This window comes from Streptomyces agglomeratus (genome assembly GCF_001746415.1).
In the GTDB taxonomy this organism is placed as follows: domain Bacteria; phylum Actinomycetota; class Actinomycetes; order Streptomycetales; family Streptomycetaceae; genus Streptomyces; species Streptomyces agglomeratus.
The window spans coordinates 140,541-166,199 of the sequence record NZ_MEHJ01000002.1 but is presented as its reverse complement, the minus strand read 5'-3'; the positions used below and the strand labels follow the sequence as shown (position 1 = coordinate 166,199).

19 protein-coding genes, 1 tRNA gene and 6 pseudogenes are annotated in these 25,659 nt (G+C 69.4%); 18 read left to right on the top strand and 8 right to left on the bottom strand.

The window, feature by feature from the left end; genetic code table 11:
* A protein-coding gene (locus AS594_RS42090) for an IS5 family transposase (protein WP_107364778.1) occupies positions 1–911 on the top strand; the annotation gives its coding sequence in 2 pieces (ribosomal slippage) (positions 1–355 and positions 355–911; 912 coding nt in all).
* A gap of 84 nt (positions 912–995) precedes the next feature.
* Here AS594_RS42090 and AS594_RS37470 read toward each other — a convergent pair.
* Positions 996–2,247: pseudogene (locus tag AS594_RS37470) on the bottom strand (MFS transporter).
* Between the two features lie 60 nt (positions 2,248–2,307).
* Here AS594_RS37470 and AS594_RS37465 point away from each other — a divergent pair.
* Positions 2,308–3,309, top strand: coding sequence for an ArsR/SmtB family transcription factor (locus AS594_RS37465; RefSeq protein WP_069931103.1), 1,002 nt, complete (start codon positions 2,308–2,310; stop codon positions 3,307–3,309).
* A gap of 83 nt (positions 3,310–3,392) precedes the next feature.
* On the opposite strand, the gene AS594_RS42085 is transcribed toward AS594_RS37465, so the two are convergent.
* Positions 3,393–3,875, bottom strand: a complete 483-nt coding sequence (locus AS594_RS42085) for a hypothetical protein (RefSeq protein ID WP_079148527.1) — start codon at positions 3,873–3,875, stop codon at positions 3,393–3,395.
* A gap of 347 nt (positions 3,876–4,222) precedes the next feature.
* On the opposite strand from AS594_RS42085, the gene AS594_RS37455 reads away from it, so the two are divergent.
* From AS594_RS37455 to AS594_RS46915, 4 genes and pseudogenes are all read left to right on the top strand, one after another.
* The gene (locus AS594_RS37455) at positions 4,223–4,414 is read left to right on the top strand and encodes a transcriptional regulator (protein WP_079148526.1); all 192 of its coding nucleotides are present in this window, start codon (positions 4,223–4,225) and stop codon (positions 4,412–4,414) included.
* 683 nt (positions 4,415–5,097) lie between these two features.
* Positions 5,098–5,600: pseudogene (locus AS594_RS37450) on the top strand (cupin domain-containing protein).
* 134 nt (positions 5,601–5,734) lie between these two features.
* Positions 5,735–6,604, top strand: a pseudogene (locus AS594_RS37445) (MerR family transcriptional regulator).
* A gap of 371 nt (positions 6,605–6,975) precedes the next feature.
* Positions 6,976–7,088, top strand: a pseudogene (locus AS594_RS46915) (MerR family transcriptional regulator); the annotation flags it as partial.
* Between the two features lie 25 nt (positions 7,089–7,113).
* On the opposite strand, the gene AS594_RS37440 reads toward AS594_RS46915, so the two are convergent.
* Complete coding sequence (locus AS594_RS37440) at positions 7,114–8,013, bottom strand: aminoglycoside phosphotransferase family protein (RefSeq protein ID WP_206281769.1); 900 nt, start codon at positions 8,011–8,013, stop codon at positions 7,114–7,116.
* Between the two features lie 874 nt (positions 8,014–8,887).
* Entirely contained in the window at positions 8,888–9,856 is a 969-nt protein-coding gene (locus tag AS594_RS37430) for an immunity 49 family protein (RefSeq protein WP_069931098.1), read from the bottom strand.
* Between the two features lie 137 nt (positions 9,857–9,993).
* Here AS594_RS37430 and AS594_RS37425 point away from each other — a divergent pair, with 137 nt between their 5' ends.
* From AS594_RS37425 to AS594_RS37415, 3 genes are all read left to right on the top strand, one after another.
* Positions 9,994–10,275 carry a hypothetical protein gene (locus tag AS594_RS37425; RefSeq protein WP_141746931.1) on the top strand — a complete coding sequence of 94 codons (282 nt, stop codon included), beginning with the start codon at positions 9,994–9,996 and terminating at the stop codon, positions 10,273–10,275.
* A 418-nt stretch (positions 10,276–10,693) separates the two neighbouring features.
* Complete coding sequence (locus AS594_RS37420) at positions 10,694–11,095, top strand: transposase (RefSeq protein ID WP_069936088.1); 402 nt, start codon at positions 10,694–10,696, stop codon at positions 11,093–11,095.
* A gap of 242 nt (positions 11,096–11,337) precedes the next feature.
* Positions 11,338–11,411 (top strand) — tRNA-Met (locus AS594_RS37415).
* 88 nt (positions 11,412–11,499) lie between these two features.
* On the opposite strand, the gene AS594_RS37410 is transcribed toward AS594_RS37415, so the two are convergent.
* On the bottom strand, positions 11,500–12,180 hold the full coding sequence (locus tag AS594_RS37410) for a CBS domain-containing protein (protein WP_069936087.1): 681 nt from the start codon (positions 12,178–12,180) through the stop codon (positions 11,500–11,502).
* A 965-nt stretch (positions 12,181–13,145) separates the two neighbouring features.
* Between AS594_RS37410 and AS594_RS46910 the strand changes: the two genes are divergently transcribed.
* The gene (locus AS594_RS46910; protein ID WP_176741131.1) at positions 13,146–13,295 is read left to right on the top strand and encodes a hypothetical protein; all 150 of its coding nucleotides are present in this window, start codon (positions 13,146–13,148) and stop codon (positions 13,293–13,295) included.
* A gap of 2,000 nt (positions 13,296–15,295) precedes the next feature.
* Here AS594_RS46910 and AS594_RS37400 read toward each other — a convergent pair.
* Positions 15,296–15,613 carry a hypothetical protein gene (locus tag AS594_RS37400; protein WP_069931094.1) on the bottom strand — a complete coding sequence of 106 codons (318 nt, stop codon included), beginning with the start codon at positions 15,611–15,613 and terminating at the stop codon, positions 15,296–15,298.
* Between the two features lie 249 nt (positions 15,614–15,862).
* On the opposite strand from AS594_RS37400, the gene AS594_RS37395 reads away from it, so the two are divergent.
* Positions 15,863–16,312, top strand: coding sequence for a hypothetical protein (locus AS594_RS37395; RefSeq protein ID WP_240509350.1), 450 nt, complete (start codon positions 15,863–15,865; stop codon positions 16,310–16,312).
* 269 nt (positions 16,313–16,581) lie between these two features.
* A complete protein-coding gene (locus AS594_RS37390; RefSeq protein ID WP_079148523.1) occupies positions 16,582–16,854 on the top strand; it encodes a DUF2267 domain-containing protein in 273 nt (90 codons plus the stop codon).
* 575 nt (positions 16,855–17,429) lie between these two features.
* Here the strand turns inward: AS594_RS37390 and AS594_RS44165 are convergent.
* Positions 17,430–17,660, bottom strand: a complete 231-nt coding sequence (locus AS594_RS44165) for a hypothetical protein (RefSeq protein ID WP_141746930.1) — start codon at positions 17,658–17,660, stop codon at positions 17,430–17,432.
* A gap of 1,360 nt (positions 17,661–19,020) precedes the next feature.
* Between AS594_RS44165 and AS594_RS37380 the strand changes: the two genes are divergently transcribed.
* The 5 genes from AS594_RS37380 (at position 19,021) to AS594_RS37365 (ending at position 24,180) form a co-directional block, all read left to right on the top strand.
* A complete protein-coding gene (locus tag AS594_RS37380; RefSeq protein ID WP_069931091.1) occupies positions 19,021–20,715 on the top strand; it encodes an alkaline phosphatase D family protein in 1,695 nt (564 codons plus the stop codon).
* A 1,007-nt stretch (positions 20,716–21,722) separates the two neighbouring features.
* Positions 21,723–21,872 carry a hypothetical protein gene (locus AS594_RS45140; RefSeq protein WP_167368150.1) on the top strand — a complete coding sequence of 50 codons (150 nt, stop codon included), beginning with the start codon at positions 21,723–21,725 and terminating at the stop codon, positions 21,870–21,872.
* A gap of 191 nt (positions 21,873–22,063) precedes the next feature.
* The gene (locus AS594_RS37375; RefSeq protein WP_240509349.1) at positions 22,064–22,417 is read left to right on the top strand and encodes an STAS domain-containing protein; all 354 of its coding nucleotides are present in this window, start codon (positions 22,064–22,066) and stop codon (positions 22,415–22,417) included.
* On the top strand, positions 22,417–23,349 hold the full coding sequence (locus tag AS594_RS37370; protein ID WP_069936086.1) for an anti-sigma factor RsbA family regulatory protein: 933 nt from the start codon (positions 22,417–22,419) through the stop codon (positions 23,347–23,349). The genes AS594_RS37375 and AS594_RS37370 overlap by 1 nt, the downstream gene beginning before the upstream one ends.
* 549 nt (positions 23,350–23,898) lie before the next feature.
* Positions 23,899–24,180, top strand: coding sequence for a hypothetical protein (locus AS594_RS37365; RefSeq protein WP_069931088.1), 282 nt, complete (start codon positions 23,899–23,901; stop codon positions 24,178–24,180).
* Positions 24,181–24,397: 217 nt separating this feature from the next.
* Here AS594_RS37365 and AS594_RS37360 read toward each other — a convergent pair.
* Positions 24,398–24,946: pseudogene (locus AS594_RS37360) on the bottom strand (IS701 family transposase); the annotation flags it as partial.
* Positions 24,947–25,020: 74 nt separating this feature from the next.
* Between AS594_RS37360 and AS594_RS37355 the strand changes: the two are divergent.
* Positions 25,021–25,500: pseudogene (locus AS594_RS37355) on the top strand (transposase); the annotation flags it as partial.
* Between the last annotated feature and the right edge of the window lie 159 nt (positions 25,501–25,659).

Sequence of the window (25,659 nt, the reverse complement as noted above, 5' to 3'; positions counted from 1 at the left end):
GTGGCAGGTAGAGGTGAGTTGAATGATGCGGCGTGGGAGCGGATAGAGCCCTTGTTGCCGCAGGTGGACGGGCGTGGTCGGCCGTGGCGTGATCACCGGCAGGTGGTCAATGGTGTGCTGTGGCGGTTGCGGACCGGGGCTCCGTGGCGTGACCTGCCGGAGCGGTATGGGCCGTGGCAGACCGTCTACGAGCGATTCGCCCGCTGGGAGGCGGATGGCACGTGGGCAAGGCTGTTGGAGCATGCGCAGGTCCGTGACGACGCGGTGGGCCGGGTGGAGTGGACCGTCGCGGTCGATTCCACGGTCAACCGTGCCCACCAGCACGCCGCCGGCGCACGTAAAAAGGGGCCGCAGACGGGGACGAACTGGAAGATCCGGGCCGCTCGCAGACGCGCCAGGCCCTCGGCCGGTCCCGAGGCGGGCTGACCACCAAGGTCCACCTCGCCGTCGACGGCCGGGGCCTGCCCCTGTCGATCGTGCTCACGCCCGGCAACGTCAACGACGCCACCGCATTCGGTCAGGTCCTGGACGGGATCCGCGTTCCGCGAGCCGACACCGGCCGCCCGCGCACGACACCGACCCGAGTCCTGGGCGACAAGGCCTACTCCAGCCGGGCGATCCGGCACCTGCTGCGGCGTCGGGGCATCGCCGTCACGATCCCCGAGCGCCGCGACCAAGCGGCCAACCGCCGGCGCCGAGGGCGCTTCGGCGGCCGGCCGCCCGCCTTCGACAAGGAGATCTACCGCGACCGCAACGTCGTCGAACGATGCTTCGCACGCCTTAAGCAGTTCCGCGCAATCGCGACCAGGTTCGACAAGCTCGCCGACCGCTACCGCGCCGGAGTCGTCCTGGCCTCGCTGATCCTCTGGCTCCGCGAACCCGTCCGTGATCATTTGTCAGACACGGCCTAGGGCCACGGGCTTGGTCACCGATACGACGCAGCTGCTTGGTCTGGAGGGGCTGGTCATGGTTCGTGGCGATGCCGCGCCACGCCTTCAGTTTCTTGACCAGGCGCTCGACCCCTTGTTCGTGTCGGTAAGTTCGCGGCCGACGTCAGCTTCGGCCGGCACGGCTCCGGCCACCGGTCCTCTGCTCCTGAGACCGGGTGTGAGGGCGAGGGTGACCGCGGCAGAAGCGGCGGCCATGACGGTCATGGCGGTCGCGGGTGAGGTGAGTTGCGCAATGCCGCCTGCGACCGCTGCGGCGATGCCCTGCATGGTGAACATCCCAGAGTGGTGCAGTCCGAGGGCGTGACCCCTTAGTTCGCTCCGGACCAGGGACATCAGGCGTTCCTGCAGGCGCAGGTTGGCGGAGAAACCGATCGACGCGAGGGCCACGGCGGCAAGCGCCACGGGCAGCGCCGGGTGCAGGAAGAAGATCAGATACGGGGCGGCGAGCAACAGCAGTAGTGGCGGCGCACCGAGTCTGTCGCGCCAGTGCGGGGGCAGGAAACGGCCGGTTAGGGTGTCCCCCGCCAGCATGCCGACCGCGGCGGAGCCGAACAGGAGCCCCGCATGGTGTGGTGCGTAGGAGACGAAGAGGGACTCACAGCCGACGACGAGTCCGTTGGGCACCCACAGGGCGAGGTAGAGGTGGCGCCGCGGTTTCGCCGCCCACAGGCGCGCGTTGGTCCGCCAGGTCTCGCTCGCGGACGGACGGCCTTGTGCGCGCGGGGGCCGTCTCGCGAGACCGATGCGGGCGACGGCCGCGGAGACGACGAAGAGGGCGGCGCCGGTAAGCAGGGCCCCGCGCGGCGCCAGGACGTTGACGAATACGCTGCCGACGGCGTACCCGCAGATCTGCAGGCTTCCCGCGCACATGTTGAGCACCGAACGGCCGAGCAGATAGCCCTGTGCGGGGAGGATCTCGGTGAGCAGTCCGTAGCGCACTCCGCCGCCGACCGAGCCGAGCATGCCCTGTACCGACAGGATCGCGAAGAACGCCCCCATAGACAGACCGGGCAGGGCCAGGGTAGTGGTGGTCACGGCGAAGAAGAGCGCCAAAGCGACGGTCGCTGCGCGCGGTGGCAGGCGGTCCACCGCCGACAGCAGGACACTCGCGCCGATCATCTGCGCCAGCAACGGGCCGAACATGCTGAGGGCGGCGAGGAGCGGGGAGCCGGTCGCACCGTAGACGAGCGTCCCCACGGCCATTCTGCTCACTGTCTGGGCCGCCACGTGTGAGGCGAAGGCCGCGAACAGCGGGGTGAACTCCGGGGCCTTGAAAAAGCTCCTGGTAGGTGCGCATGGCCGCAGTGTCGTCATACGGTCGGACGCGGAGTTAATGTTTCGCAGGGAGGCGAAACAATTGGGCTGGTGGGAAGTCAACGCGGATACGCTCGCGAGCAGCCGGTTCGTCGTATCGCCTCTCTGCGAGACAACAGCGAGCCTGATGGCCCTGGAGAAGGGCTCACCCGCGCATCCCGCCGAGCGCCGCTGGTTGGACAGCCACGGACCTTCCTACAGGGCACGGCTGGCCGCCGATCCGGTCACAGGCCTGCTGGTGCACGTCGCCCTGGGCAGACACCGCTGGATCGCCGACTTCCTTACGCCGGTGCCGTCTCGAGAGGACGAGACGCCGGGCGATGCGGAGTTCTACGACGAGCTCGCACGGATCCGAGAGACACCGGCCGACACCGCCCGCATCGACCTCGAGATCGCTCACCGCGGACCACTGCCCGGCTCTTTGCTGCGCGCAGATCTGCCGGAACGCATCGCCGACCTGCTGGAATGGGTGTGGCGGGAGACCGTGGCGTCCGACTGGCCGCGGCGGCGACGCGTCATCGAAGCCGACGTCGTCGCGCGTACGGGCCAGTTGAGCCGGGCGGGGTGGGCAGCGGCACTGGACGACATGCATCCGGAGATGCAGTGGCTGGGCGGCAACCGGCTGCAGATCAACACCCGCGCCTTCCCACCCCGGAAACTGATGGGATCACAGCTGCTGCTTGTGCCGGTCACGCCGCGCAGGGGATGGATCTCCAGAGACCGGACGGATTCCCAGGGGACGGTGCTCCGCAACGCCGTGGTGTATCCGTGCTCGGGCGCACTGACGGACCCGGAGCGCGCAGCCACCCCGGAGGCGCTGGCCACACTGATCGGTGCCGGGCGGGCGAGTGTGCTGGGGCTTCTGGACAGCCCTATGAGCACGACGCACCTGGTGGCGACGGCGGGCCAGGGTCTCGGCTCGGTGGGCCGCCACCTCAAGGTGCTCCTGGACGCCGGGCTGGTCGGCCGCCGCCGTGCGGGACGTTCCGTGCTCTACTACCGCACGGCTGCCGGCGACGTACTGGTGCGGGCGCAGAACTCCTAGGGCGCATAAGGTTCAGCCCGTATCCCGAGCGGCTGCGGCAGCAGTTGGAGGGGGCCGGCTGCTGCACCCTGTGAACGTGCCCCCTACTGGACGGACCCCGCCAGAGCCGGATCCCCGGGCCGCGGATCCGGAAGTCCCCGGCCTGGGCCGGTCGCCGTCCAGCCGCCGCCCGCTCCCTGGACGGCCAGCCCGTGCCCGACGAGGCCCTCCAGGTGCTTGAGCACCGTGCGCTGGGTGAACCCGACTACGTCGCAGAGTTCCTGCACGCTGCTCTCCCGCGCGCCTGCCGCCCGCAGCGCGCTCCACGTGCGCTGCGCGGGGTGGCCGAGGCCTCCGTCCGCCTTGCTCGCGAAGACCAACGTCTCCGGCTCGGGCACCGGACCACCGGCGGTGGACGTGGCCCTTCCCTGCGGGAGCAACGTCACGCTGCACTGGCTGTCCACGACCGCGCCCGCGCCCGGCTCACCCGCGCTCCTCTGGGCGGCCAGGTCCGTACCGGACCTGCGCACCGGCCGGGGCGTCCGGTTCACACGGCGGTGCCTGCGGCCCTTCTTACGCTTGCCCACGTCGGCTCCTCCAGCGACTCGCATCCAGCTCCTGCCCTAACGAGCCGGCCCTCCCAGAGAACCGACTACCGGGGGCAGAGGACACGGAGAATCACTGACACGGCTCAGCAACACGGGCGCCCGTCACCGCAACGACGTGTGGCGTCACCGCATGGGCGAAGCGAAGAGCATGCCGACCGGCACTACGCTCGGAACCCAACCCAGGGGAGGGACCACGACCCCCTCCAGCGAGTCCGCAAGCAGCATCAACCATGCATGCCCTGTCCCCCCAGGCACCGACGTACCGCTGCTTCGTCACTGTCGCGCTCCGCGCCGACTCCTTGATCGTTATCTAGGGTGTCAACCCGATGATGCAGGTCAGCACCGGGCAAGCCTTGTCGAAGCAGGTCTCGCGGCTCGAAGAAGCGGGGTGGGTGACGGTCAAGAAGGGGCAGGTCGGACGTCGGCCGCGGACCTGGCTGCGGCTGACCGAGGACGGAGCAGCCGCCTACCGGCGTCACCTCGCCGCGCTCGCGGCAATCGCGGGCCCCCTGCACTGATAGGCGGGGCGAATGGCTGGTCGCGGGCGTGACCAGCCATTCACTTGAGCCCTGGCGTGTGCGGTAAGCCGTTGCGGGCGAACCGCTCACGACATGCGTGGCCCGGGTGCGTACCTTGGTCTCCGCCCGGAACGGCCGCTGCCGACGCCCCCGGACCCGCGGATGTCGGCGGCGGCCGGCGGCCCGGCGCCAGGACGGCGGGGCCGAGTTCCTCGCCCGCCTCGGTCAGTGCGTACGTACGCGGGGGTGCGGGCCGGCGGCGGCAGGGTGACCTTGCGCGCAAGACCTTCCCGTTTTATTCGTCACCGTCCGCTACCGCTACCGCATCCGCCGAAGCCTGGACCCACTACCGATGGGACACGCGCCCCCGCACACCCCGCAACCGATGACCTACTGGCGGACGCTGAAAGGGGAGACGAGGCCGCGGCCCGGCCGTCGGCGGTGCTGTCACTGGCAGGCAGGCTCGGCCGCGACAATCGCTGACTGTCGTCCTTGAGTTCCGGCCTGCGCGGTGCTGCGCCTGGAGGCCTCGGACACTACTGAGACTGGCACCCGGACATAAGATTGACCCATGATCTAAACGTCAGAATGCACCATGTGGTGGGTCTCTTGCTGGCATAGATTGATCAGCACAAGGCCCCGGGAGACGCCCGAAGCCGCAGCTCAGCACAGGGAGTACGACTGTGAACGCCGGCGACGCCGCCCCACTGACACCGGTTCTGACTCGCGCCGCTACCGCCGAGACCACGAGTGACCCGAGCAGTGTGATGACGCTGCTGGCCGACTGCGGCACGGATGGCAGCTCGCTCACCAGCTACCGCTCGCAGTTCGCCAAGGGCGCTGTGGGTGCCCCGGCGCACTTTCACACCCGTGCCTCGGAGCTGTTCTTCGTCATCGGCGGCTCTCTTCAGGTGCTTGTCGACGACGAGGTGAAGATCCTGGATGAGGGCGACCTTCTGCTCGTGCCGCCGCGCACTCCGCACGCTTTCGCGGCGGCTCCCGGCGCGGAGGCCGACGTGTTGTTCGTCTTCACGCCCGGCATGCCACGCTTCGACTATCTCCGGCTGCTCGGCCGGGTGATGCGCGGTGAGGCGAGCCCGCAGGAGATAGCGAGTCTTCCGAGCGCTTCGACAACCACTACGTGGACAGCCCGGTATGGCGCGCCGCTCTGGAAGCCGCACACTGAAGGAGGATGTCGCACGTGGTCACTCTGTCTGACGGGCCCCTCACTTGGCCGACGCTCGAGTCGCTGTCAGCCAGCCGGGCGGGAGGTGGCTTGTTGACCCTCACACCGTGTCAGGTGCTGAACTCGGAGACATCATGTTCACCATCGGAGACTTCGCCCGGCACGGCCGCGTATCGGTCCGGATGCTGCGTCACTACGACGCACGGACTCTGCGCCGGCCCACGTCGACCCTGCCACCGGCTACCGCCACTACACGGCCGCCCAGCTGGCCCGCCTCAACCGCGTCATCGCGCTCAAGGACCTCGGCCTGACCCTCCAGCAGGTCCAGGACATCCTGGACGAAAAGGTCACCACCGAGGAACTGCGCGCCATGCTGCGGCTGCGGAGGGCCGAGTTGGAGGCCGCGATGACCGCGGCGGCGGCGCGGCTGGTCCAGGTCGAGGCGAGGCTCCGGTCGATCGAGAGTGAGGGGCACATGCCCACGAATGACGCCGTCATCAAGAGCGTCCCGGCGATGCGGGTGGCGGAGCTGACCGCGACCGCCGCGAGCTTCGAACCCCAGGACATCGGCCCCGTCATCGGACCTCTCTATGACGAGCTGTTCCGGCGTCTGGACACGGCGGGGGTCACGCCTGCGGGGCCGGGTGTCGCCTCTTACGAGGAAGTCCCGGAGGGCGGCGGCGTCCACGCCGCTGTCCAGGTCGCGGCCCCGCTCCAGGACGGCGACTTGCGGGTGGTCGATCTGCCGCCCGTCGACCAGGGCGGCGACCATCGTGCACCGTGGCTCGGTGGACACCGTGCTGCCCACGGCCCAGGCCCTGGCCTTGTGGATCGACGAAAACGGGTACCGGTCAGCCGGATACCCCCGGGAAATCAACCTGGAGTGCCCGGACAACCGCGACGACTGGGTGACCGAACTCCAGGCTCCGGTGACCAAGACCCAGGGCCATCGCCCCAGGGCCAGGGCCCACGGGCTCGAGCGTCACGGGCGGGGCAGTCGGTGATCACAGTTGTCCACGGCTGCCCCACCGTAGTTTGGCGAGCTCTTGTAGCAGGTCAGCGCGGCGGCGAGACCGAGGAACGCAAAGAAGTGGCTGCCCTTTCGCTCGTACCGGACGTGAGCCGCGGTACCCGAACAGCCACGAGATCGACCGCTCGTGCGACGCGTGAGGGACAGCGCGCACCGGCTCCACGTACCCCGCCCCATGCCGAGTCCAACGAACCAGCGCCACATAGGACATCGTCTAAACTAGGCGTTTATGGTCTGCCGTCGAACACGGCCTCGAACTTGCTGATGGGTTTGCCTGAGTTCCGGACGTAAGAGCGGCCTTCGCATCTGGAGCATCCGCGGGCGCCGCGGGGGCAGGTGTCCGCGACCTTCCTTCGCGCCCTCGGTGAAGCGCGCCTGATCACCCCGCCGCGCTCTCCGGGCGGACACCGCCGCTACTCGGCTACCAGCTCCACGTCGCCGCTCGCGCGCGTGAGCTTCGCCACTGATACTCAGTGGGATGTCTCAGCCTTCGTCCAGCACGGCCCGGATCACGTGCCGGGCGTTGCGCGCCATCGCAGGGTTCGTCCTCCGGTAGTACGGCAGCGAGATCAGCGCTTCCGAAAGTGTCCGCCCTCGGCCGCGGATCCAGGTCGCGTCGTCCACGGCCAGCGCCTCGCGGAAGACTTCCCTTGCGTCGGCCGGCAGCAGATTCCACGCCGGAAACAGGTCGCAGGCCGGATCACCAACCCCCGTGCACCCGAAGTCGATCACCGCGGCCAGCCTGCCGTCGTCGACCAGCAGGTTGCCCGGCATCAGATCGGCGTGCAGCCACACCGGCGGCTCGTCCCAGCCCGGGGCCTGCAGTGCCTGCTTCCATACGGCGGCCGCGGCATCGCAGTCGACCTCCTCCTGCGGGATCGCACGCAATTCCTTCATCGCCGCCTGGGTCTCCGCGTCGAGCGATGCGACCGGCCCGCCCCGGTGTGCGGCCGGCGCATTTGGCAACGTGACGCTCCTCATCGCCGCCACGAATGCGGCCAGGTCCTCGGCCAGCAGCACGGGCGCGCTCAGTGCCCCCGCTTCGGGAAGCTCGCCCGCCAGCCACCGGTAGACCGACCACGACCATGGATACCCCTGGGCCGGCTCCCCGGCCCCGAGCACCTCGGGGATGCGCATGGGCAGATGGGGAGCCAGACGGGGCAGCCATTCCTGCTCCATCAACACGTCCTCAGCTCCGCCCCGGACCAGCGGCAGCCTTACGACCATGTCATCGCCCAGCCGGTACATGGCATTGACCGTGCCACCGGACGGCCAACGCTTCACCGCCAGCCCTGCCCACTGGGGGAACTGCTCGGCGATCAGCCGCCGTACAAGACCGTCGTCGATGGGGTGCATATCGGGGTGCATCTGCCCTGCGCTCATGGACGTCATCCGAACACCGGACGCCGACGCGCGTCAAAGGCCTTTCCAGCTGGCACTTTCAGATCGCCAGGGTCCGCACCGCGCCGACACGGACTGGGGCTGTCGGTGTGAAGGCTCAGGACATCCTTGACCAATTGTCGTCAGGACATCGTTGACACTTTCGACTGAACGTCCCGCGGTTTCCCTGAGATGATTGAGGCGGGACTGGTTCGGTCGGGGTTTACGGATGTGCAGCAGCTGACCGAGTACCGCTATCGGGCGGTGCGGGAGGTGCTCGGCGGGTCACCGATTGGCGAGGTCGCAGTCAGATACGGCATGTCGCGGCACCCTGCTCCTGGCGGCGACGTTTTGAGCAGGAAGGACTGCCGGGTCTGATGGTTTCGGTCGCGGCGGCCGAGGAACAGTCCGACCCGGTTGTCGGCCGAGGTGGAAGCGGAAATATGCTAGCTCCGGAGGCAGCATCCGCGGTCGGGCGCCCGGCGCATCGCCTACGAACTGGCCCGGCGGGGGGGTCCGGGCCTTCGCGGGCCACGGTGCACCGAGTGCTCTCCCGCAACGGTCTGGTCCGCGTCCAGGAACAGCAGCATCCGGGCAACTATCGGCGCTGGCAGCGTGAGACGCCCCATGCATCTGTGGCAGATGGATTTGGTCGGTGGGGTTCCACTGGCCAGCGGCCGCGAGTGCAAGATGGTCACCGGTTCGGAGTGCCAAGGCCACAGCGCAGGCTGAGCGACACCACCCCGCCCGCTCTATGGCCCCCGGCCCCGCCCCCGCGCGGTGCCAGGGGCCTCGCCATGCCCACCCCTGCCCCCCGGCCCTAGCCACCGATAGCGCCGTCTTGGCGTGCCCGTACTCTGACGTTCCTTCGGGGCCGCTACTTGGCGGTCCAGAGGCCCTGGGTGTTGGGACCGGCTTTCTCGGCCGCCCGGCGCAGCGCGTCCGGCGAGCCGAGCAGCGCGGGCGGCAGGTATCCGGAGCGGACCTTTAGCTCCCAGCCGTGGGTCTGGACCGCGAGGGCGGCCAGGGCGAGGGTGTCGAGCGGCAGCAGCGTGCGCGGCGCGGGATCGGACTCCGCGGACTCCCGGTGTTCGACGAGGAGGGCGGCGAGCGCCTGCTCGAAGGCGGCCTGATCGTCGTCGAGGAGGACGCGCAGCAGTCGCTGGTCGGACGTCAGGGTCCCGGCCGCCTCCAGCCGCCGCGCCGCCTCGGCGCGCTCGTCGGCGTCCGGCTTGCGCAGGGTGACGGTCGGCCAGTCGCGGGGCAGGTGCCCGCTGGCCTTGGTCAGGTAGTCGCAGAGGGCGTCCATCGTGGCGAGGTCCGCCGGCTCCGACGTCGAGGTGTACTTGGAGTACGGCACGCCCTCACGGATCGCGGGCGCGCAGTCGCCCCGCAGCATCACGCCAATCACTCGCTGGCTGTCCCAGGCCATCCCGCTCACCAGAGATATCGCGAACGTGTCGAGCCACGTCCGGGCCGTGGGCGCCTCCTTGACGATGTCGCCGAAGGCGATGTAGTCGCTGCTCAGGCTCTCCCGGGCGATCGGGAAGGTGATCTCCTGGTCGCCGTCGGGCCAGCAGCCGACGCTCAGCACGCCGAAGGAGCACTCCGCCGCTGTCAGCAGGGCGGTTCGTGCCGTCTCGTGCCCGTCGAACGAACCGGCCTCCGTGGCGCGGACGGCGGCTGCGACGTGGTCGAGGAGCTCGTCGCGCATCTCCTCCAGGTCCGCCAGCCGCAGGCTGCCGTAGCGCATCGAGTGCCACCGCCCCCAGGTCCGTCCCTCGATGTCGTCGAGCGCTTCGGCCAGACGCTGTTCCCGCACCTCGTGGGGCGTCACTTCCTGCACGGCTGCCGTCCTCCCATGATCGTTAGTCAGGATGCGGCACGCTACCAGCGCGCTCGGACAACGCAGCGGTGCGGCACTGGCCTTCGACGTCCGCGAGCCGGTGAGACGCCGTGCTGTGCCGCACCAACGTGCGCGCCATGACCCAAGTGCTGCAGCAGTACGAGATGCTCAGCGCGGCGGGCGCCGTCTACGCGGGCACCCTGCTCTCCGGGCCGACGCGCGAAGAACCGGAGAAGCAGCTGTCGTCCGTGACCCTGACAGTGACCGCGCGCCCCAGTGAGCTGTCGAACGAGCTGACCGTGCACCGTCTGGCGCGCACCATGGGCGCCCTCTACCCGGATGCCGAGGTGGGTGTCGTCCGCCTCGCGGCCGGGCCGGCGGTGCTGCTCCCGAGGAGCGGAAAGTGGAGCGGCCGGTGAACCTCCTGGGCGAGGGAGGGGGCGCCACCGTCGTGCGCCAGCTCCATGTCTCATGCCTGCTCTGGGCAAGATCGGTTTGGCCCCTGAGGGGCACACCTCGGCTCAGGGCTGGAGCGGGCCCGTCACTCTCTCATCGCCGCGCCTGGGCCCGTCAAGATCACCACCGTTTGCGGCTGGTGACGATCCTGCTGGCTTATTCCGTGCCCGGCGGGGCTGGCGGCTCGTTGGTCAGAACAGCAGCGACCGTCTTGGCGTTCTCGGCCGCGGGTGGGGTGTGGGATGTCGATGCAGCCGAGGCCGTGGCCGAAGGTGCTTGAGCTGACCGCGCAGGTGGCGCGGGCGGTGGCGGCACGGGGCCCGTACTCGTTGGCGATGCGGGTCCGTGACGAGCTGGGCGAGTTGTTCGCGGACGCCGACGGTGCGCGACCAGTGCACCCGCTCGAAGACCGGCGGCCGGACCCTCTCCCTGCAACCCCGCGAGCTGCAAGAAGTCCTCGACCACGCCCGCCTCCAGCAGAGCGACGAGCAGTGGCGAGCCAAGTACGGAAAACGCGCGGGCATCGAGGGCACCATCCACCAAGCCGTCGCGGTCACCGGGATAAGACGTGCCCGCTACCTCGGTCTCCAGAAGACCCACCTGGAACACGTCTTCTCCGCCGTTGCACTCAACCTCATTCGCCTCGATGCCTGGTGGAACGGGACCGCACCCGCGTCAGCCACCTGGCCCGCCTCGACCTCTCACTCACCGCGTGACTGTGACAGCCCTCGCGGGCGATATTCCGAGAGGGAATCGACCTGGGTGTTCGCCGCTACTCGATGACTGCCGTCGCCGTCCCGTAACTGGAATCGGTCATGAACGCCGCTTCGTACTTCTGGCCCGTCGCGACGCGCTTGTCCCCCTTGTCTCCGAGCTTTGGCCAGCCTGACTTTCGTATCGGCCGCCTCACGCGACATGCGCCAGCTGGGGGCCCGGAGTACAGCCGAGTAGCGCCCGGTCCCCACGCCGTCCGGTGACAGGGAGCCATTACGAGGCCAGCGGTGCCGTAGGGTGGTGTTTACCGACGCGGGGTGGAGCAGTTCGGTAGCTCGCTGGGCTCATAATCCAGAGGTCGCAGGTTCAAATCCTGTCCCCGCTACTACATCGGAAGGGCCCGGTTCCTAGTGGATCCGGGCCCTTCTGCCATGCGGTCGGCGTTTCAGCTTTGGTGCTTTCGGTTGGCGGGGTTACCCCTCCGGGCCTTGGCGCGTAGGGGTAAGCCCCGACCTAGCCCGGGCGGCGGTGAGGTGGGGGTCGACGGCAACGACACCGTCAATGCCCTGGCAGAGGCCCACGATCACCGGGACGAGACGCGGTTCCGGGACGTGACCCCGCAGGGTGACAGACCCATCCTGGACCTCGACTGCGACAGTGCCTTCGTCCAGGCCAAGGATGCGCCCCAGGACGTCCTGCTCGACCTCGCCGAGGATCTCGTCGTCGGTGCGGATGAATGCGTCGAGCAGGTCGCTACGGCTGACGATGCCGGTGAGGAGCCCGTCGTCGCCGACCACCGGCAGCTGCTTGACATGCCGCCTGCGGAGTTCCCGGGCGGCCCGGGGGATCGTCCAGTCGGCGCGAGCGGTGAAGACGGGGCTGCTCATGAGCCCGTCCGCGGTCCGGGCCCGGACCTTGCCCCAGGCGCGCTCGTCGTTCCCGTCCTGCCCCTGCGGACCGGGCATGCCGGTCTCGTGCCGCAGCACATCGGACGCGGATACGACGCCCACGGGGGCGCCATCGTCGTCGACGACCGGGGCCGAGGCGATGTCGTTCGCGTCCAGCAGGGCGGCGACCTGCTGGAACGGTGTGCTGGGACGGAGGGTGACAACCTCCTCGGTCATCACGTCACCGACCGTGCGGCGGTGCAGCATGGCATTGCCCTCCTCCGCTGTGCGACGGGCCGGCCACGGTCGGGACGGCCCGGGCCGACGACGCGCAGCGCGCCGGCCTCCGCGGCCCTGCTGGCTCCTCCACGCGTCTTCCCTACCTATGACAACACCCCGCCGCTCCTGCGACCAGTGACGTGCAACCTGGCCAGGGGAGGGCCAGCAACCCCACGACCAGCGGTGCCACCGAGTGCACGCTAGAGGCTGGCACCCCGACGTCATGTCCGAGTCCGTCTACGGTTGCGCGTCGCAGTTGGCCGAGCGGGCCAAGTTGGGGGCTCAGGTGATGTCGCTGGCCGCCTGGAGGCCCGGCCACCTGAGTGGCACCCTCGCGTGCACCAGCTCGCAGCGACCGAAGCGACTGTGGCCCAGAGTTGAACGAACCACCTGTTACGGCCAGGAGACACCGGTGGCGAGTCGCTTTGGTCGCTGCTGCCCAGTGGCAGCGACTGAGAGGCCAGCGACCGAAGCAAAGCGACCCAGTAGGAACATGCTTCAGGCTGGCGCCGGGTCCACGTGCGTGCGCGCCTAAGTGGTCAGAGCCAGGTGCCGTCCAGGGCGCGGCGGTCGCCGGTCAGCGCGTGCGGCGTACGGCCAGGATGGTCTCCGCGTCGCTGCCGACGTCGTTCGCGAACCGGGCTAGGACGGGTTCGGTGCGCCGGGGCGGCTACCGCTTGCCGGGTGAGCGCCGGGTGCGCCGTGACATGGCCTGACTGAGCGGGGTTAGTCATATCTGTATGACGATGTATCCGCTCAGTGCGACGCAGGTGAAGACCGGAGTCCGTGATGCGACCGAGGTCGAACGGGCCTTCGAGTGTTTGGAGGCTGAGGCTGCCGGGCCGGGTCAGCAGACGCAGTATGCCCGGGGTGCTCTGGCTGGGTACCTCTGGGCGCTGGGGCGCGGGGAGCCCGCGCCCATCACCGGGCGTGCAACGGACGGTGCACCAGCAATGGAAGAATTGATCGCGGAGACGGACGCCGCCACTGCGCAAATGGAAGACTCCACCCGGCGCACCGTGCCCCGCGATTACCTCCACGGTGTCCACGACGCCCTGGCCTGGGTGTGCGGCCACACCGACGACAAGCCCCTGGCGCCTTGACCACACCGGAGGCGTGGCGTAAGGAGAAGGGCGTCTTCGGCTTCCTTCGCCCCTGACACACCGGAGCTCTGTCGGTCACCTGGGAGTGGGGGCCGGCGGGGCATGGAGTGGGGCCCCGACCAGGCGCGGTTATCGGGGCCCCGGAGCACACAACCGTGGGGTTGCATGCGTCGCCCGGCACAACTGCGACGGTGAGCTTCGGGTCACGGGGTCGGCAGAGTGAGGCATGGTTGGGTCGCAACGGTTGTTGGTCAGTGCTTGCGCAGGCGCTTTAAAGGTCAAGCCGGCGCGGGGCCCGGCTTCGCTCCGGTGGTGCCTTGCAGGGCGCGGCTGTCGCCGGTGAGGGCGTAGTGGTGTCCGGCGAGGGTGGTCTGGGCGTCGCTGGGCTGCCGACTGACTATGGGCAGGCCGGGGTCTGGCCGATCGACCGGCGAAGAATCGGGCCTGCGTGGGGCAGGTCGGGCACGAGCGTCCGGCAAACGGGTGGCACCCGGTTTCCTCCTACTGGCCTGCGCCGATTCGCCTGTCCGGCCTCGGTGGCTTCTCATGGAGACCGGGGGAGTGGGCTGCCCCCGGTCGTGGTGGACGCAGAAGGGGTACATCGATGTACGAGATGCACGCGGAGCCGATACCCGGCAAGGACGAGCTGCTCTGGCATGTGATCAGCAAGAAGGCGAGAGCCAGCGCCCTGTGCGGGCGCCCGTTGTCACCGCCTGCCCCGTCTGTCTCGCTCGAGCGCCCCGCGGCGACGGAACGTTACTGCTCCTCCTGTATGGCCGCTGTGGGCTCGGCCGTGCAACACCCACCGCGCCGGCCGGCTGCAACCTGACCGGTGCCGCCCGCTCGCAGCGCCTGGCCCCCCAAGCGTGTGACTGCTGTTGGTCATCGTGGGCACTTAAGTGGATTTGGCCGCCATGAATGCTGCTGATGGGGCGGGGCACACGCCGGCGAACAGCGGCTTGCCGGCGAGGGGCCGGAGGCCGCAGTGGGCGGCGATCAGGTGGGACGGGTGGCAGCCGCCTGGTCCACCGCCGTCGCTTCGGTGCGCCGCCAGTTGGCCCGAGTGCATGCGGGACTGCCGCCCTGTGAGGAGGAGCCGGCCGGGACTGGGGCCGTGCCCGGGGCCTCGGTGAGTCGAGGGTCCGGCCACGAAGCGTGCTGATACTTCTCGACGGCGAAGCCCTGCGCAGCTTGCAACGGCTTGGCCCAGCCCCGGCTGCGACGCCAGAACGTTGCTGGCCACGTGCCCGGTTCACGGCGACCTGGGGCAGTCGCGAGCCTTTGGACCGGTCCTGGTCATCCCCGAGCCGATCCGGCCAGAGAACGCGAGAAGCACACGCGCCGTCGGCCGGTAAGAGAGGGTGGGGGGCCCTGAGGGGTGGCAGGGCCCCCCCACACAAACGCGGGTCCGTGGGGGACGGATATGCACTCACGCGTTGGCACAACAACGACCACCAGGGCGTCGTGGTCACTGCCTGCCCGGGGAGGTCCTTCCTGCGAGGGGCCGTGATCTTGGCTCTTGTGGGGGAGTGTCGCGTGGGGCCCGTGGTCGGATTGCTGTGGGGTGGGACGGCTGGGGGCGGGGGCCCCCGATCCCCGTTGGGGCCCCCGGAGCGTGCGATCGGAAATCCGCGAGTGTGCGCGTTTCGAGCGGCTCGACATCGTGGGTGGATCTTGGGTCACGGTCCGGTCGGGTGAAGTGTGGTGGGCGGCGCCGTTTCGGTCGGGGCAGGGCGGCTGGTGTGGGGCAGACTGGCGAGAGGTGCCTGCGCAGTGGCGCCGTCAGGCCGGCGTGGTGCGGGGCCAGCCATCCAACCTCCGTTCCCGCACCACGCTGTACTGGCCAGCTCACAGAACGCCCGGTTAAGAACGTGTCGTGGAGGCACCCGTGTGATGAGTGAGTGAAACTGGGCATTCCTGGGGCCCGATCGTCGTGTCGGTCGGGCCCCGAGCCGTGCGGTGAGCCGGCACCGTGCCAGCTTCCCGTGCCCGTCCGCTTCTCAGGAGGTCCTGCGGGTGGTCAGCAGGGCTTGCTTGCGGGCGTTGTAAGCGTTGCTGCGCTGATGCTCGGCCCGGTCGCGGTGTTCGTCGGACAGGGACGGCTCGGCGGTGACCAACCGGTCGTAGACCGCGGCTCGGGCGTCGTGATTGGCGGCGATAGCCGTGAGCACGCCTACCCGGCGGACGAGACCCTCTTCTTCGTCCTCGGCGTCCTTGAGCTCCTGGTACTGAGCAACGAGCGCCTGGGCACGCTCCCGCAGCTCCTCAAGCCTGACATGCAGGCTTGCCCCGCATGACCGCACCCGCAGGCCCGCCATCAGTGGCGGACGAGGCAGAACCGATGCCCTGCCGGATCAGGGCAGTCCACCACCACGCACTGCAGGTCAGCGATCATGACGAGACCATACCTACGAGCCGGCCCCGGCTACCCGCCCCCAAGAGTGAGCCTTTTCAGCGTGGCTATCGATCATCCGTACGGTGGGTTCGGTCGGCTTTTCGGCTTGAGTCCGTCCCGCCTGGCGCACGTTGTATGAAGAGAAGCGACGGGCAATCGCAGGGAGTTCATCGTGCCGGAAGAAGCCGCACCACCAGGCTCTATGACCTGGGCCGCGAAGAAGGCGGTCGATTCCCGGACGCGTGCCCTGTGGGCCAGGGGAGACGACTCAACCCGTTGGGCGCGGTGTGGTGACGCGTGGGACGTCGTGGTCATCGAACCGATCGGCCTCGGCCTGGAAGCCCTGGACCAGATGGGCGCTGACCCGAGCTCGGGCTACCCGGTGCTCGCCGATCACATCAGAGACCGGCTCTACGTCATGGTCCGGGCCGGTACAGGCCACACCGCCCACCTACCGGGCACACGGGTTCTCTCCCGCGACCAGCAACTGCTCCTGCCCTGCACCCCTGCCGCGCACTGGATCAGTACCCCACGCGAGACCGCCCCGCCGCTGCTGCGGGCCGACAAACTCGCCCTCGCGCTGCGCGAGGTCTGCCGATTGAAGTGGAAGGCGGCTGCCTGACCGCCTCGCCGTCGTTGGGCTGGCTCCGCCCCGGGAATCGTATTTGGCGGTGTGGCCCCTGCTTTGACCGCGTGACTGCCACCCCTCTGTGTCCGCACGTTGGCTCGCTCTCGCTTCCGCAAGGCCTTCGCACCGGCGGCCCGCGCGGTGGCGTGCTGGCTGCGCCGCTCGGGGGTTTCGCACCCAGCTCGCCCATACCCCAGGCAGGGGATGTCCGTGCCAGGGCATGGAATGGTCAGCTGTACATCGACAGACGGAGCCGGCCGAACATGAGCTATGACGCCTTCCTGGCCACGATTCGTGACCGTGGTGGCTACGCCGGCCTGGAAGAGGCCGAGCGGGTCCTTCTGGTGGCACTGGAGGTGCTGGCTGCTCGGCTCAGCCCGGCTACAGCTCAGGCCTTGGCTGATGAGCTGTCCGCTGTGGTGACGGAAGCGCTGGAGCGCCGCTCGGAGCAGAAGGGGGAGAATGAGGAAGCGGAAGCGTTCGGGGCGCGGGAGTTCTGCCGCCGGATGGCTGAACGGACTGGCGTGAGTCTTTAAGACTGCTCGCTGGGACACTGAGGCGGTGCTGGCTTGCCTGGCCGATGAACTTCCTTCGGACCGTATCGCACGGATCCTGAACGAACTTCCCGCTGACTACCGCTCCCTGTTCGGCAATCCGTGGCTGAGCTGATTGGACAGTAAGTCTGCGGCGAAGCGGGCGGTGGGCTCCTGGCAGCGACGTCGCCGAGAACGGCAACTGGATGATGCGGACTCGACCGGCCGCTTAGGCGTTCGCGGATCGCGCGCCGCGTTCGGCTTCTTCGCGGGCGAGTGCCCGCCGGTGGATTTCGGGGTCGGGTGAGGCCGGTGAACTGCTGTTTCATCCGGAAGGCGGGGGCGTGTCGCGGTTGAGTTGGGTCATGAGCTCCCGGTTGGCCGCCCGGGCGGCAGGGTCGTCGTCACGGTCCTGGAGTCTGAGCTCCAGGACGACGACTTGCTGTTCGACATTTTCCTCGTCGCCGCCGGGCTGGAGAAGGCCGAGGACGTGAGGACCTCACCGACCCGACTTCGCGGAATGGCGAGGCGCCGGGCCCGAGGCATGGGACCCCACCCCCTGCAGTGCGTCGCGGTGGTCAGCGCGGGAGCGCTCCTGCGAAGGTGACGGTGAGTGCGGCCAGGACCGTCAGTGTCGCGAGGCTGGTCATGAGATAGCTTGCCGCCGACTGGGGTGCTTCGGGCGGTGGTTCGAACAGGGTGCGGCAATGCCTGCACAGCTCTGGTTCGTGTGCCGTCCGGTCGAGCCAGTAGGCGTCGAGGCGGGCGGCCGGGTGGAGGGGGCCATCCGATCCGTTGAAGCTGTTCACGTTTCGTTAACGCTGATGACAGGTGCGCGGGTACGCCGCTGAGCTGGCCGTCATCCGATCGTCACGTCACATATTCCGCTGGTCATTGCGCTCGCAGGGCGCGCCAGTCCCTCCCCGAGCCCGGGGATGCCCGGCCCCCGATTGACGAGGCGAGGGACACGTCTTCCAAAGCGGGCGTGGCTAGTGGGCCGCGTCTGGGTGGCGGTATACGTCCGCGCAGACGAGTGCCCGGACTCTTGCCTTGCCGAGGTGCGCCATACGCGGGTAATGCCGGAGGTGGCCCACTGCTGCTGAGGCCGTCCATCACCGAGACGATGGCGGCACCCGAATGATCCGGGGCAGACGCGTCGTGGCGCCTTGGCGGGATGCCGAGGCGAAGGTACGAAGAGCGTGGCCGGCCTGGGCGCGCGAAGACTGGGCCGGCCACTTCGCGGCTCGACTGCCCTCGCGGGCCCGCAGCCTGCCCAGCCCCTCCTGATTGGGGCTGTATGCCTCTGCGTACCTGCCAGCGGGCCCCGGGTTGTTGTGCGGCCGGCGGGCGTTGGCTAGGAGCTGGTGCCGTGTGGCTGCGGGGCCGGCGCTAACGGGCGTGACAGACAAGTGCTCCTGTGATGGGGGTATCAGTCGCTGTCTTGGGCGAGGGGGCTTTGCCCGGTGATGTAGCGGGCTGCCTGGGGACGCAGAGGGGCGACGGCAGCCGCGGTATCCGTTGCCAGTTGGGCCGCCACCGCGTCCGCAGTCTCCTCGAGCGGTGCGTCCGCTGTCAGGGGTTCGCTGTTGTGGTCACCCGGCCTCATAGACGCCCCTTTGCCCCAAGGCACGTTCTCATGCCTGTTAACGCAGTCACATCTGGGAGTGCGGATACATGGTTGTCAGGGTGACCCCGGCGAAAGCGGAGGAGGGGGCGCTGACTCCGGGGGGTGCCGGATTGGCTTTCCCGCGGTACCGAGGGCCACGATGTCCAGGCGAGCAAATGGCGCGCGAGGCCTTGGCGTTACAACGGCTCCGCGTGTTCTGCATACCCTCGTGTGAGTGTGTGGTGTGGTGTCAGCGGGTTGGGTGGCAGCGGGTATGACCCCTGCGAAGGGCACTGGATTGCTCTTTACGGGGCGCCCTGGCAGGGATTCGTGGCCCGTCTGGCCGGCCAGGTCCTCCATGGACACCGCTGCGCGCTGCCAGAGGCGAGTCGGTGGAGACGGCCAGGACCCGGCCCCCGGGCCGCGCCGTCGCCGCTGACCCGCCGCTCCCGTGTCCGCCGCGCGGGGCGGCCGGGCAGCACAACGGCGCCGTTTCCGCCGTCCCCTCAGTACTGTAAAAGCGGCCGCTCCCTACCGTGCGGAGCACCAGAAGGGAACTCTCGATGGCCGGTCTGAGGCTGGGCCCGCTCCTGCGCCATGTGGACTGGGAGACGGGCACGAGCGCGACGGTGTGGGTCGAGACCGACCGGGCGTGCACGGCGGAGGTCCGGTGCCCTGGCGGCGCCGGTGGTTCGGCCCCCACGTTCCGCATCCTCGGCCACCACTACGCACTGGTAGTCGTGACAGGACTCACCCCCGGGTCCGCCACGAGGTACGAAGTGCTGCTCGACGGCGAGCGGGTATGGCCCCTCGCGGGCTCGCCGCAGCCGCCCAGCACCATTCACACACCGCCGGTCCCGGCGACGGGCGCGGTGGTCGCTTTCGGCTCGTGCCGGTGGGCGGCGCCTGCCGTGGGCGAGCCCGATCCGGTGGGACCCGATGTCCTCGACACCCTCTCCGCCCGGCTCGCCGCCGACCCCGAGGCCGAGCGTCCGGACGTTCTCCTCCTCCTCGGCGACCAGGTGTACGCGGACGAGACCTCCGCCGACACCCGCGCCTGGATCGCCCGGCATCGGCGGGCCGCTAGCACCGGCTCCGCCGCCCCACCCGACCAGGTCGCCGACTACGAGGAGTACACCCACCTCTACGACGAGTCCTGGGGCGACCCCGAACTGCGCTGGCTGCTCTCGACCGTACCCAGCTGCATGATCTTCGACGACCACGACGTCATAGACGACTGGAACACCAGCGCCGCCTGGGTAGCCGACATGCGGGCAACGCCCTGGTGGCACGAGCGGATCACGAGCGGCCTGATGTCGTACTGGGTCTACCAGCACCTCGGGAACCTCTCCCCCGCCGAGCTCGCCGAGGACACGTTGTACGCGGCGGTACTGGCGGCCGACGACGGTACGGAGGTGCTGCGCGCGTTCGCCGAGCGCGCCGATGCCGACCCTGCGACGGTGCGCTGGAGCTACCGCAGGGACTTCGGCCGCACCCGGCTGGTGATGGTCGACACCCGGGCCGCGCGGGTTCTGGAGGAGCAGCAGCGGGCGATGCTGGACGCCGAGGAAGCGGCCTGGCTGCGGACGCAGGCCTTCGAGGACCCCGGCGGCGTTGACCACCTGCTGATCGGGACCTCGCTCCCGTGGCTGCTGCCCCCGATGGTTCACTTCGCGGAGGGCTGGCACGCGGCGCTCTGCCGGGGCGAACGGGGACCTCGCTGGGCACGCTTCGGTGAATGGCTGCGCCGACGCGCGGACCTGGAGCACTGGGCGGCGTTCACCTCGTCGTTCGACAATCTCACGGAGACGGTCGCCGAGGTAGGCAGAGCCGACGCCGCTCCGGCGACGGTGTGCGTGCTCTCCGGAGACGTACACCACGCGTATGTGGCGGAGCCCGTCTGGGCCACCGGACAGCAGCCGCACTCCCACGTCTTCCAGTTCACATGTTCACCACTGCACAACTCGGTGCCCGCAGCCATACGGGTCGGATTCCGTTTCGGCTGGAGCCGGTTCGCGAAAGCGATCGGGCATCTCCTCGCCCGCCACGGACGGGTCGCAAGACCGGCGGTCCGCTGGGAGCGCACCGGCGGACCCTGGTTCGGCAACCAGTTGATGACACTGACACTGCGCGGACGTACCGCGCGGCTACGGCTGGAAAAGGCCTCGGCGGGCGGGAAGCGGGGGCGCCGCGGGACCGACCGCGCCGGAGCGCGGCTCCTCGGTGTCCTCGACCGGAGTCTGGCAGATGGAAGTTGACCCCCAGCCGGACGGTGCCCCCAACACACACTAGAATGGAACGTGTGTCCGATGAGCCGTCGCGGGTGGAGCTGCTCCGCTTCCTCGAGCGTGTGCAGCTGCAGTAGCTCGACCAGACCCGGCGCTGGCTCCGACAGGAGGAGCAGCGCGAGGCCGAGCTCGCTGCTCGCCGGCCTCCGCCGCCGCCTCCGGACTTGGTGATCCAGCTTGGCGGCGGACGCATGAGCGACCGCCTGCTGGAGACGAACCGCCGCGCCGCCAGCACGATCAGTAGGGACCAGAGGTAGGCGCGGAGTCCGCAGCACCCGGTCGGGGCTGTCCTGGAATCCGACGAAGTTCAGCCCCACTCGGAAGCCGGGGGCGACGGGCGCCGTTTCGGAGAACTCGTAGCCCTGGCGGAACACGTGCAGCGAGCCGGGCTGACCCGGACCCGCGGCATTGGTCAGATTGATCCGGTGCACGTGCGAGGCGGCCAGCACCAGCTCGGATCTGGGCGGCGGTTGGTCGGCGGTGAGCTGGAGGAAGAGCTCCTCGGTGGCGTCGTTGCAGACAATGTCCGGCGCGTACGGCAGCCCGCTGCCGACCAACAGCGGCCCACCCCTTTCAGGACGCGGCGAGCGGAACCTCATCTGCGTCCCGAGTCTCGCCAGGCACTCCGGTCGGGCGTCGCGGATGTCACACGCCTTGGAGTCGAAGCCCAGCAGGAACTCCAGGTTTCCGCCGGGCACCGGATGCGACAGTCGATCACCTTGTTCCATCGGTCGAGTAGAACAGGTGGCAGATCGTCGGCCAGTGCGGGAGCGGAGAACGGCATGTCAGCGCCTCTCGAAAGGTATAGGGGCGTTTCCCGCAGTGACGCAGCGTACTCACCGCCGTCACTCAACGTACCGAACGATCACGCTGCGCGCTCGGAAGCACGCCTACCCGCCTCCCGAATCGCGGCCGGTCACGCTATGCGGCAGGGCTGACTCCGGCCAGGTGGTGGCCACCCGGCGCCGGGGAGGCCGGTGAAGCCGCCAGCTGGCGAACTGACGGCCGCCGACCTCCAGCAGGTGTACGACACCAATGTCTCGGGGCGCAGGGCGCGGGTGAGGGCGACCAGCATCGCCCTCCTGGACGACCCCGGCGGCGCCATCGCCGGACGCCGACCCCTGTAGACGACGCAGACCACCCCCAGTCGGGCTCCGCGATCCCAGAGCGCTATCCGAAACCGTCGATGAACGTTGCTCGCTCCCACTTACAGAACCAGGCGTGTCTGCCGCCTGGATACACTGCCCCGTCGGGAGGGGCTTTTCCTCTGCCCGTGCCGGGACGGTCGGCAGACGGCTTGATGTGAAGGAGTCCGAGCGTGGATGCCCCACATGTGGTGGGCGGGCCCGACCCGGCGGTGCTCGGGAGGGCCGCGTTGGAGGTGAGCCCGTTGCCCGGTCGTTCCGGGATACGTGCCCGCGGTGAGATCAGCGTCCTCACTCGGCCGTCTTGGGAGCAGGCCCTATCCGAGCTGGCCCGGCGGCACGCGGGCGTGTCGTACGTGGAGCTGTCGGATGTGGCGTTCGTCGACGTGGCCGGGGTGAGCGCGCTGGCGGTCACCGCCATGAACCTGCCCGACGGGAGGGTTGTGGTCGAGAATCCCCCGCCGCAGCTGCCGCGGGTTTTGGAGATGTTCTGGCCGGGCCTGGACCGGATCGAGGTGGCTCTGTGATGAGTACGGTGACCACCCACGAGGCGTTCGTGCACCCTGCCCTTTTCTACCGCACCGAGCAGGAGTACACGCAGCAGACGGTGGCCTTCCTGCGCGAGGGCCTGGCCAACGGCGAGCCGATGGCCGTGGCGGTGCCCGGCCCCAACCTGGAGCTGATCAAGGCAGGTCTGGGCGGGGACGCTGAGGGCATCCTGTTCCTGGACATGACCGAGGCCGGCCGCAACCCGGGGCGGATCATCCCCAAGGTGCTGCGTGGATTCGCCGACGCCCACCCGAAGGGGCGTGTGCGGATCATCGGCGAGCCGATCTGGGCGGGGCGCAGCGCGGTGGAGTACCCGGCGTGCGCGCAGCACGAGGCGCTGATCAATGCCGCGTTCGAGGGCCGGGCGGTGACGATCCTGTGCCCCTACGACGAGGTGCGGCTGGAGCCGGAGGTGATCGCTGATGCGAAGGTCACCCACCCGACCGTCATCAGCGGGGATGGACGTGAGTCGGTCAGCGACGTCTACGACTGGCAGGCGGTCGTCGATCGGTACAACCAGGCGCTGTCGCCTGCACCAGACGCCGCGGCCTTCTCCTACGTTGGTGAGGACCTTCCGGCGGTCCGCCAGTTCGCTCTCGCCCAGGCGATGGGGCTGGGCCTGGCCGGGGAGCGGCTGATGGATGTGGAGCTGGCGGTCGCGGAGCTGACGACCAACAGCGTGGTCCACGGCGGAGGCCGCGGGACACTCGCCATCTGGGCTGAGCAGGGGCAGCTGGTGTGTGAGGTCCGCGATGCGGGCCGGCTGACCGATCCGCTGGCCGGCCGCCGCCCGCCGGAGCGCGGCCAACTGGGCGGCCGGGGTCTGATGCTGGTCCACTACGTGGCCGACCTGGTGCGCGTGCACACCGGTGACTACGGCACGACCGTGCGCTTCTACCTCAGCCTGTGACAGCGCGTGTGGGCGGCCACCCTGTCCGGGTGGCCGCCCGCCACGCTTCTGCTTTCACGCCGCAACGATTTACGGTTCCAGGCGGCGCCGGGCCCGGCCGGCCAGCGAGGAGCGGGGGAGGTCATGCCGCAAGCAGGACACGCGGCCACGTGGGGTGACATTCCCCCGGTGCATCTGTGGTCGTGCCTTCGGGGTCGGCCCCTCCGGCAACCGGCCGCACTCACTCCCGCACTCGCCCGCGAATCCGCAGGTCACCACGCTGGTTCCGGCCGTGGCCGGGAGGCCCCGCCCGCCACTGTCACCACGTTCGTCACCGACCAAGTCCCCGAACCATGCAGCGCCCTCGCCTGCATCCTGCAACTGACCGACACCGACGAGGGCGCACGCTTCTGGTGGGCCTCTACCTGCGCAACCTCGCGCTGGTGGAACGACCGGCCGAGCGGCACCGGTCCTGGGACGGCGCAGCAGCCATCCCCGCTGCTCGCGGTCGCCCACACTCGGGTCTAGCGTCGTTCACATCTGTCTCCGCACGTGAAACGAGGAACCGAGATGGCGATTCTGGTACTCAACCAGGCCGCGGGCTGGAATCAGGAGCTCTACCAGGCGACCTTCGACCGGGCGATCCCGGACCGTACGAACCCGCCCGCCGGGCTCATCGCCCACTTCGGGGCGCCCGGCGAGACGGGCGGCTGGCAGGTCATTGACGTGTGGGAGTCGGAAGACGCGTTCCGGCGCTTCATGGAAGAGCAGGTCAAGCCGGCCGCGCAGGAACTTGGGGCACCACCGTTCGAGTCGAAGGTGGTCGAGGTCTACAACGCTCTGATCCCGTAACGCCCCTTGGGCATGGGCCCGTGACGGATCAACGCGTCGGAGGTGCAACCGCTGCACTGCCCACTCCCAAAGGAAGGACCACGTTCAAATTTGGCCGGCGCTCCAGCGCATAGGCGCCCCCACTGCAAGCGCCGGGCGGCCGGCGTCCGCGCGCCACGGCGAGCGCGAGCGCCAGAAGCTGCAGGCGGCACAGGCAGCGCAGAAGGCCAGTGGCAGGCGCTCCTTCTTGCAGTTTCGTGCGGAAGCCGGGGTCGCTCTTGCCGGCGGGGAAGTGACGGGCGGGGCTGTAGGGCACCGCGTGGAGCGGGTAGTAGACGCTCTCGTCGGCCCAGCAGGTCGTCACGGTGACGATGCCGTTGTCGGTCTTGCCCAGTCGGCCCAGCCACTGCCGCCCGACATGCGCGGTCGCGGTCCCGTCCTTGCGGTCACCCGAGTCGTCGATCACCAGTACCCCGCCCGCGTGCGGCTCGGCCGCCGGGTCGGCGAGCAGCAGTTCCAACCGGCGGGCGTTGATCTGCTCGTGGTCCCAGGTCGACTCGGAGAGGAAGAACTGCAGCCGCTGCACCGCCGGGTGCTGGGCTCCGGCCACGGGCTCGGCGCCGGCCAGGCAGGTCAGGGTCTTGTTGCGGTCCCGCGGCAGCAGCAGCCCGGCGAGGTACTCACGGAACCCGCGTCGCTGGGCCAGCGTGGAGAGCAGGTCATCGAAGCGTGCGGCGTAGGCTTCCAGCGGGCCAGGAGCCGGCGGGCACGGCAGACGACGGGTCATCACAACCCCCAGGCAGCGAGGCGACTTTCCTCTCTACCGGCCTACCCCAACACTGACCCGCCGTCAACAAACCACCGCTAGAGGGCGGGAAGTTCCTCTACCTGGCCACCGTGATCGACCTCGCCTCGCGCCGTCTGGCCGGCTGGGCGATCGCGGACCACATGCGCACCGGTCTCGTCACTGACGCCCTGGCCGCCGCCGAACGCACCCGCGGCAGTCTCGCCGGGGCGGTCATGCACACCGATCACGGGGCCCAGTACACCAGCCAGGCCTTCGCCGACGCCTGCCGCCAGACCGGCGTCCGCCAGTCGATGAGCACGATTGGCTCCAGCGCGGACAACGCACTCGCCGAGCCCTTCAACGCGAGCTTCAAACGCGAGACGCTCCAGGGCCGCAAGCACTGGTCCAGCGAGCGAGAGGCCCGCCTCGACGCATTCGGCTGGCTGCACCGCTACAACACCCGACGCCGTCACTCGCACCTCGGACAACGCAGTCCCATCGCCTACGAAACAGCGTCCCGGACAACACCAACTACGCTGGCCCCAGCCGCATAACCCGTGCCCCAGACTCGGGGGCAAGGCCCTGCCTGACCCTGCACTTGGACCCGTACGCCGGCAGGAAGAAGAGGACATCGAGGTAGGTCTGGCGGCGCGCAGCAGGCGGGTTCGACTCCACCGTCTCCTTCCCGCACCCGGCGGCCATCTCCTGCGGGG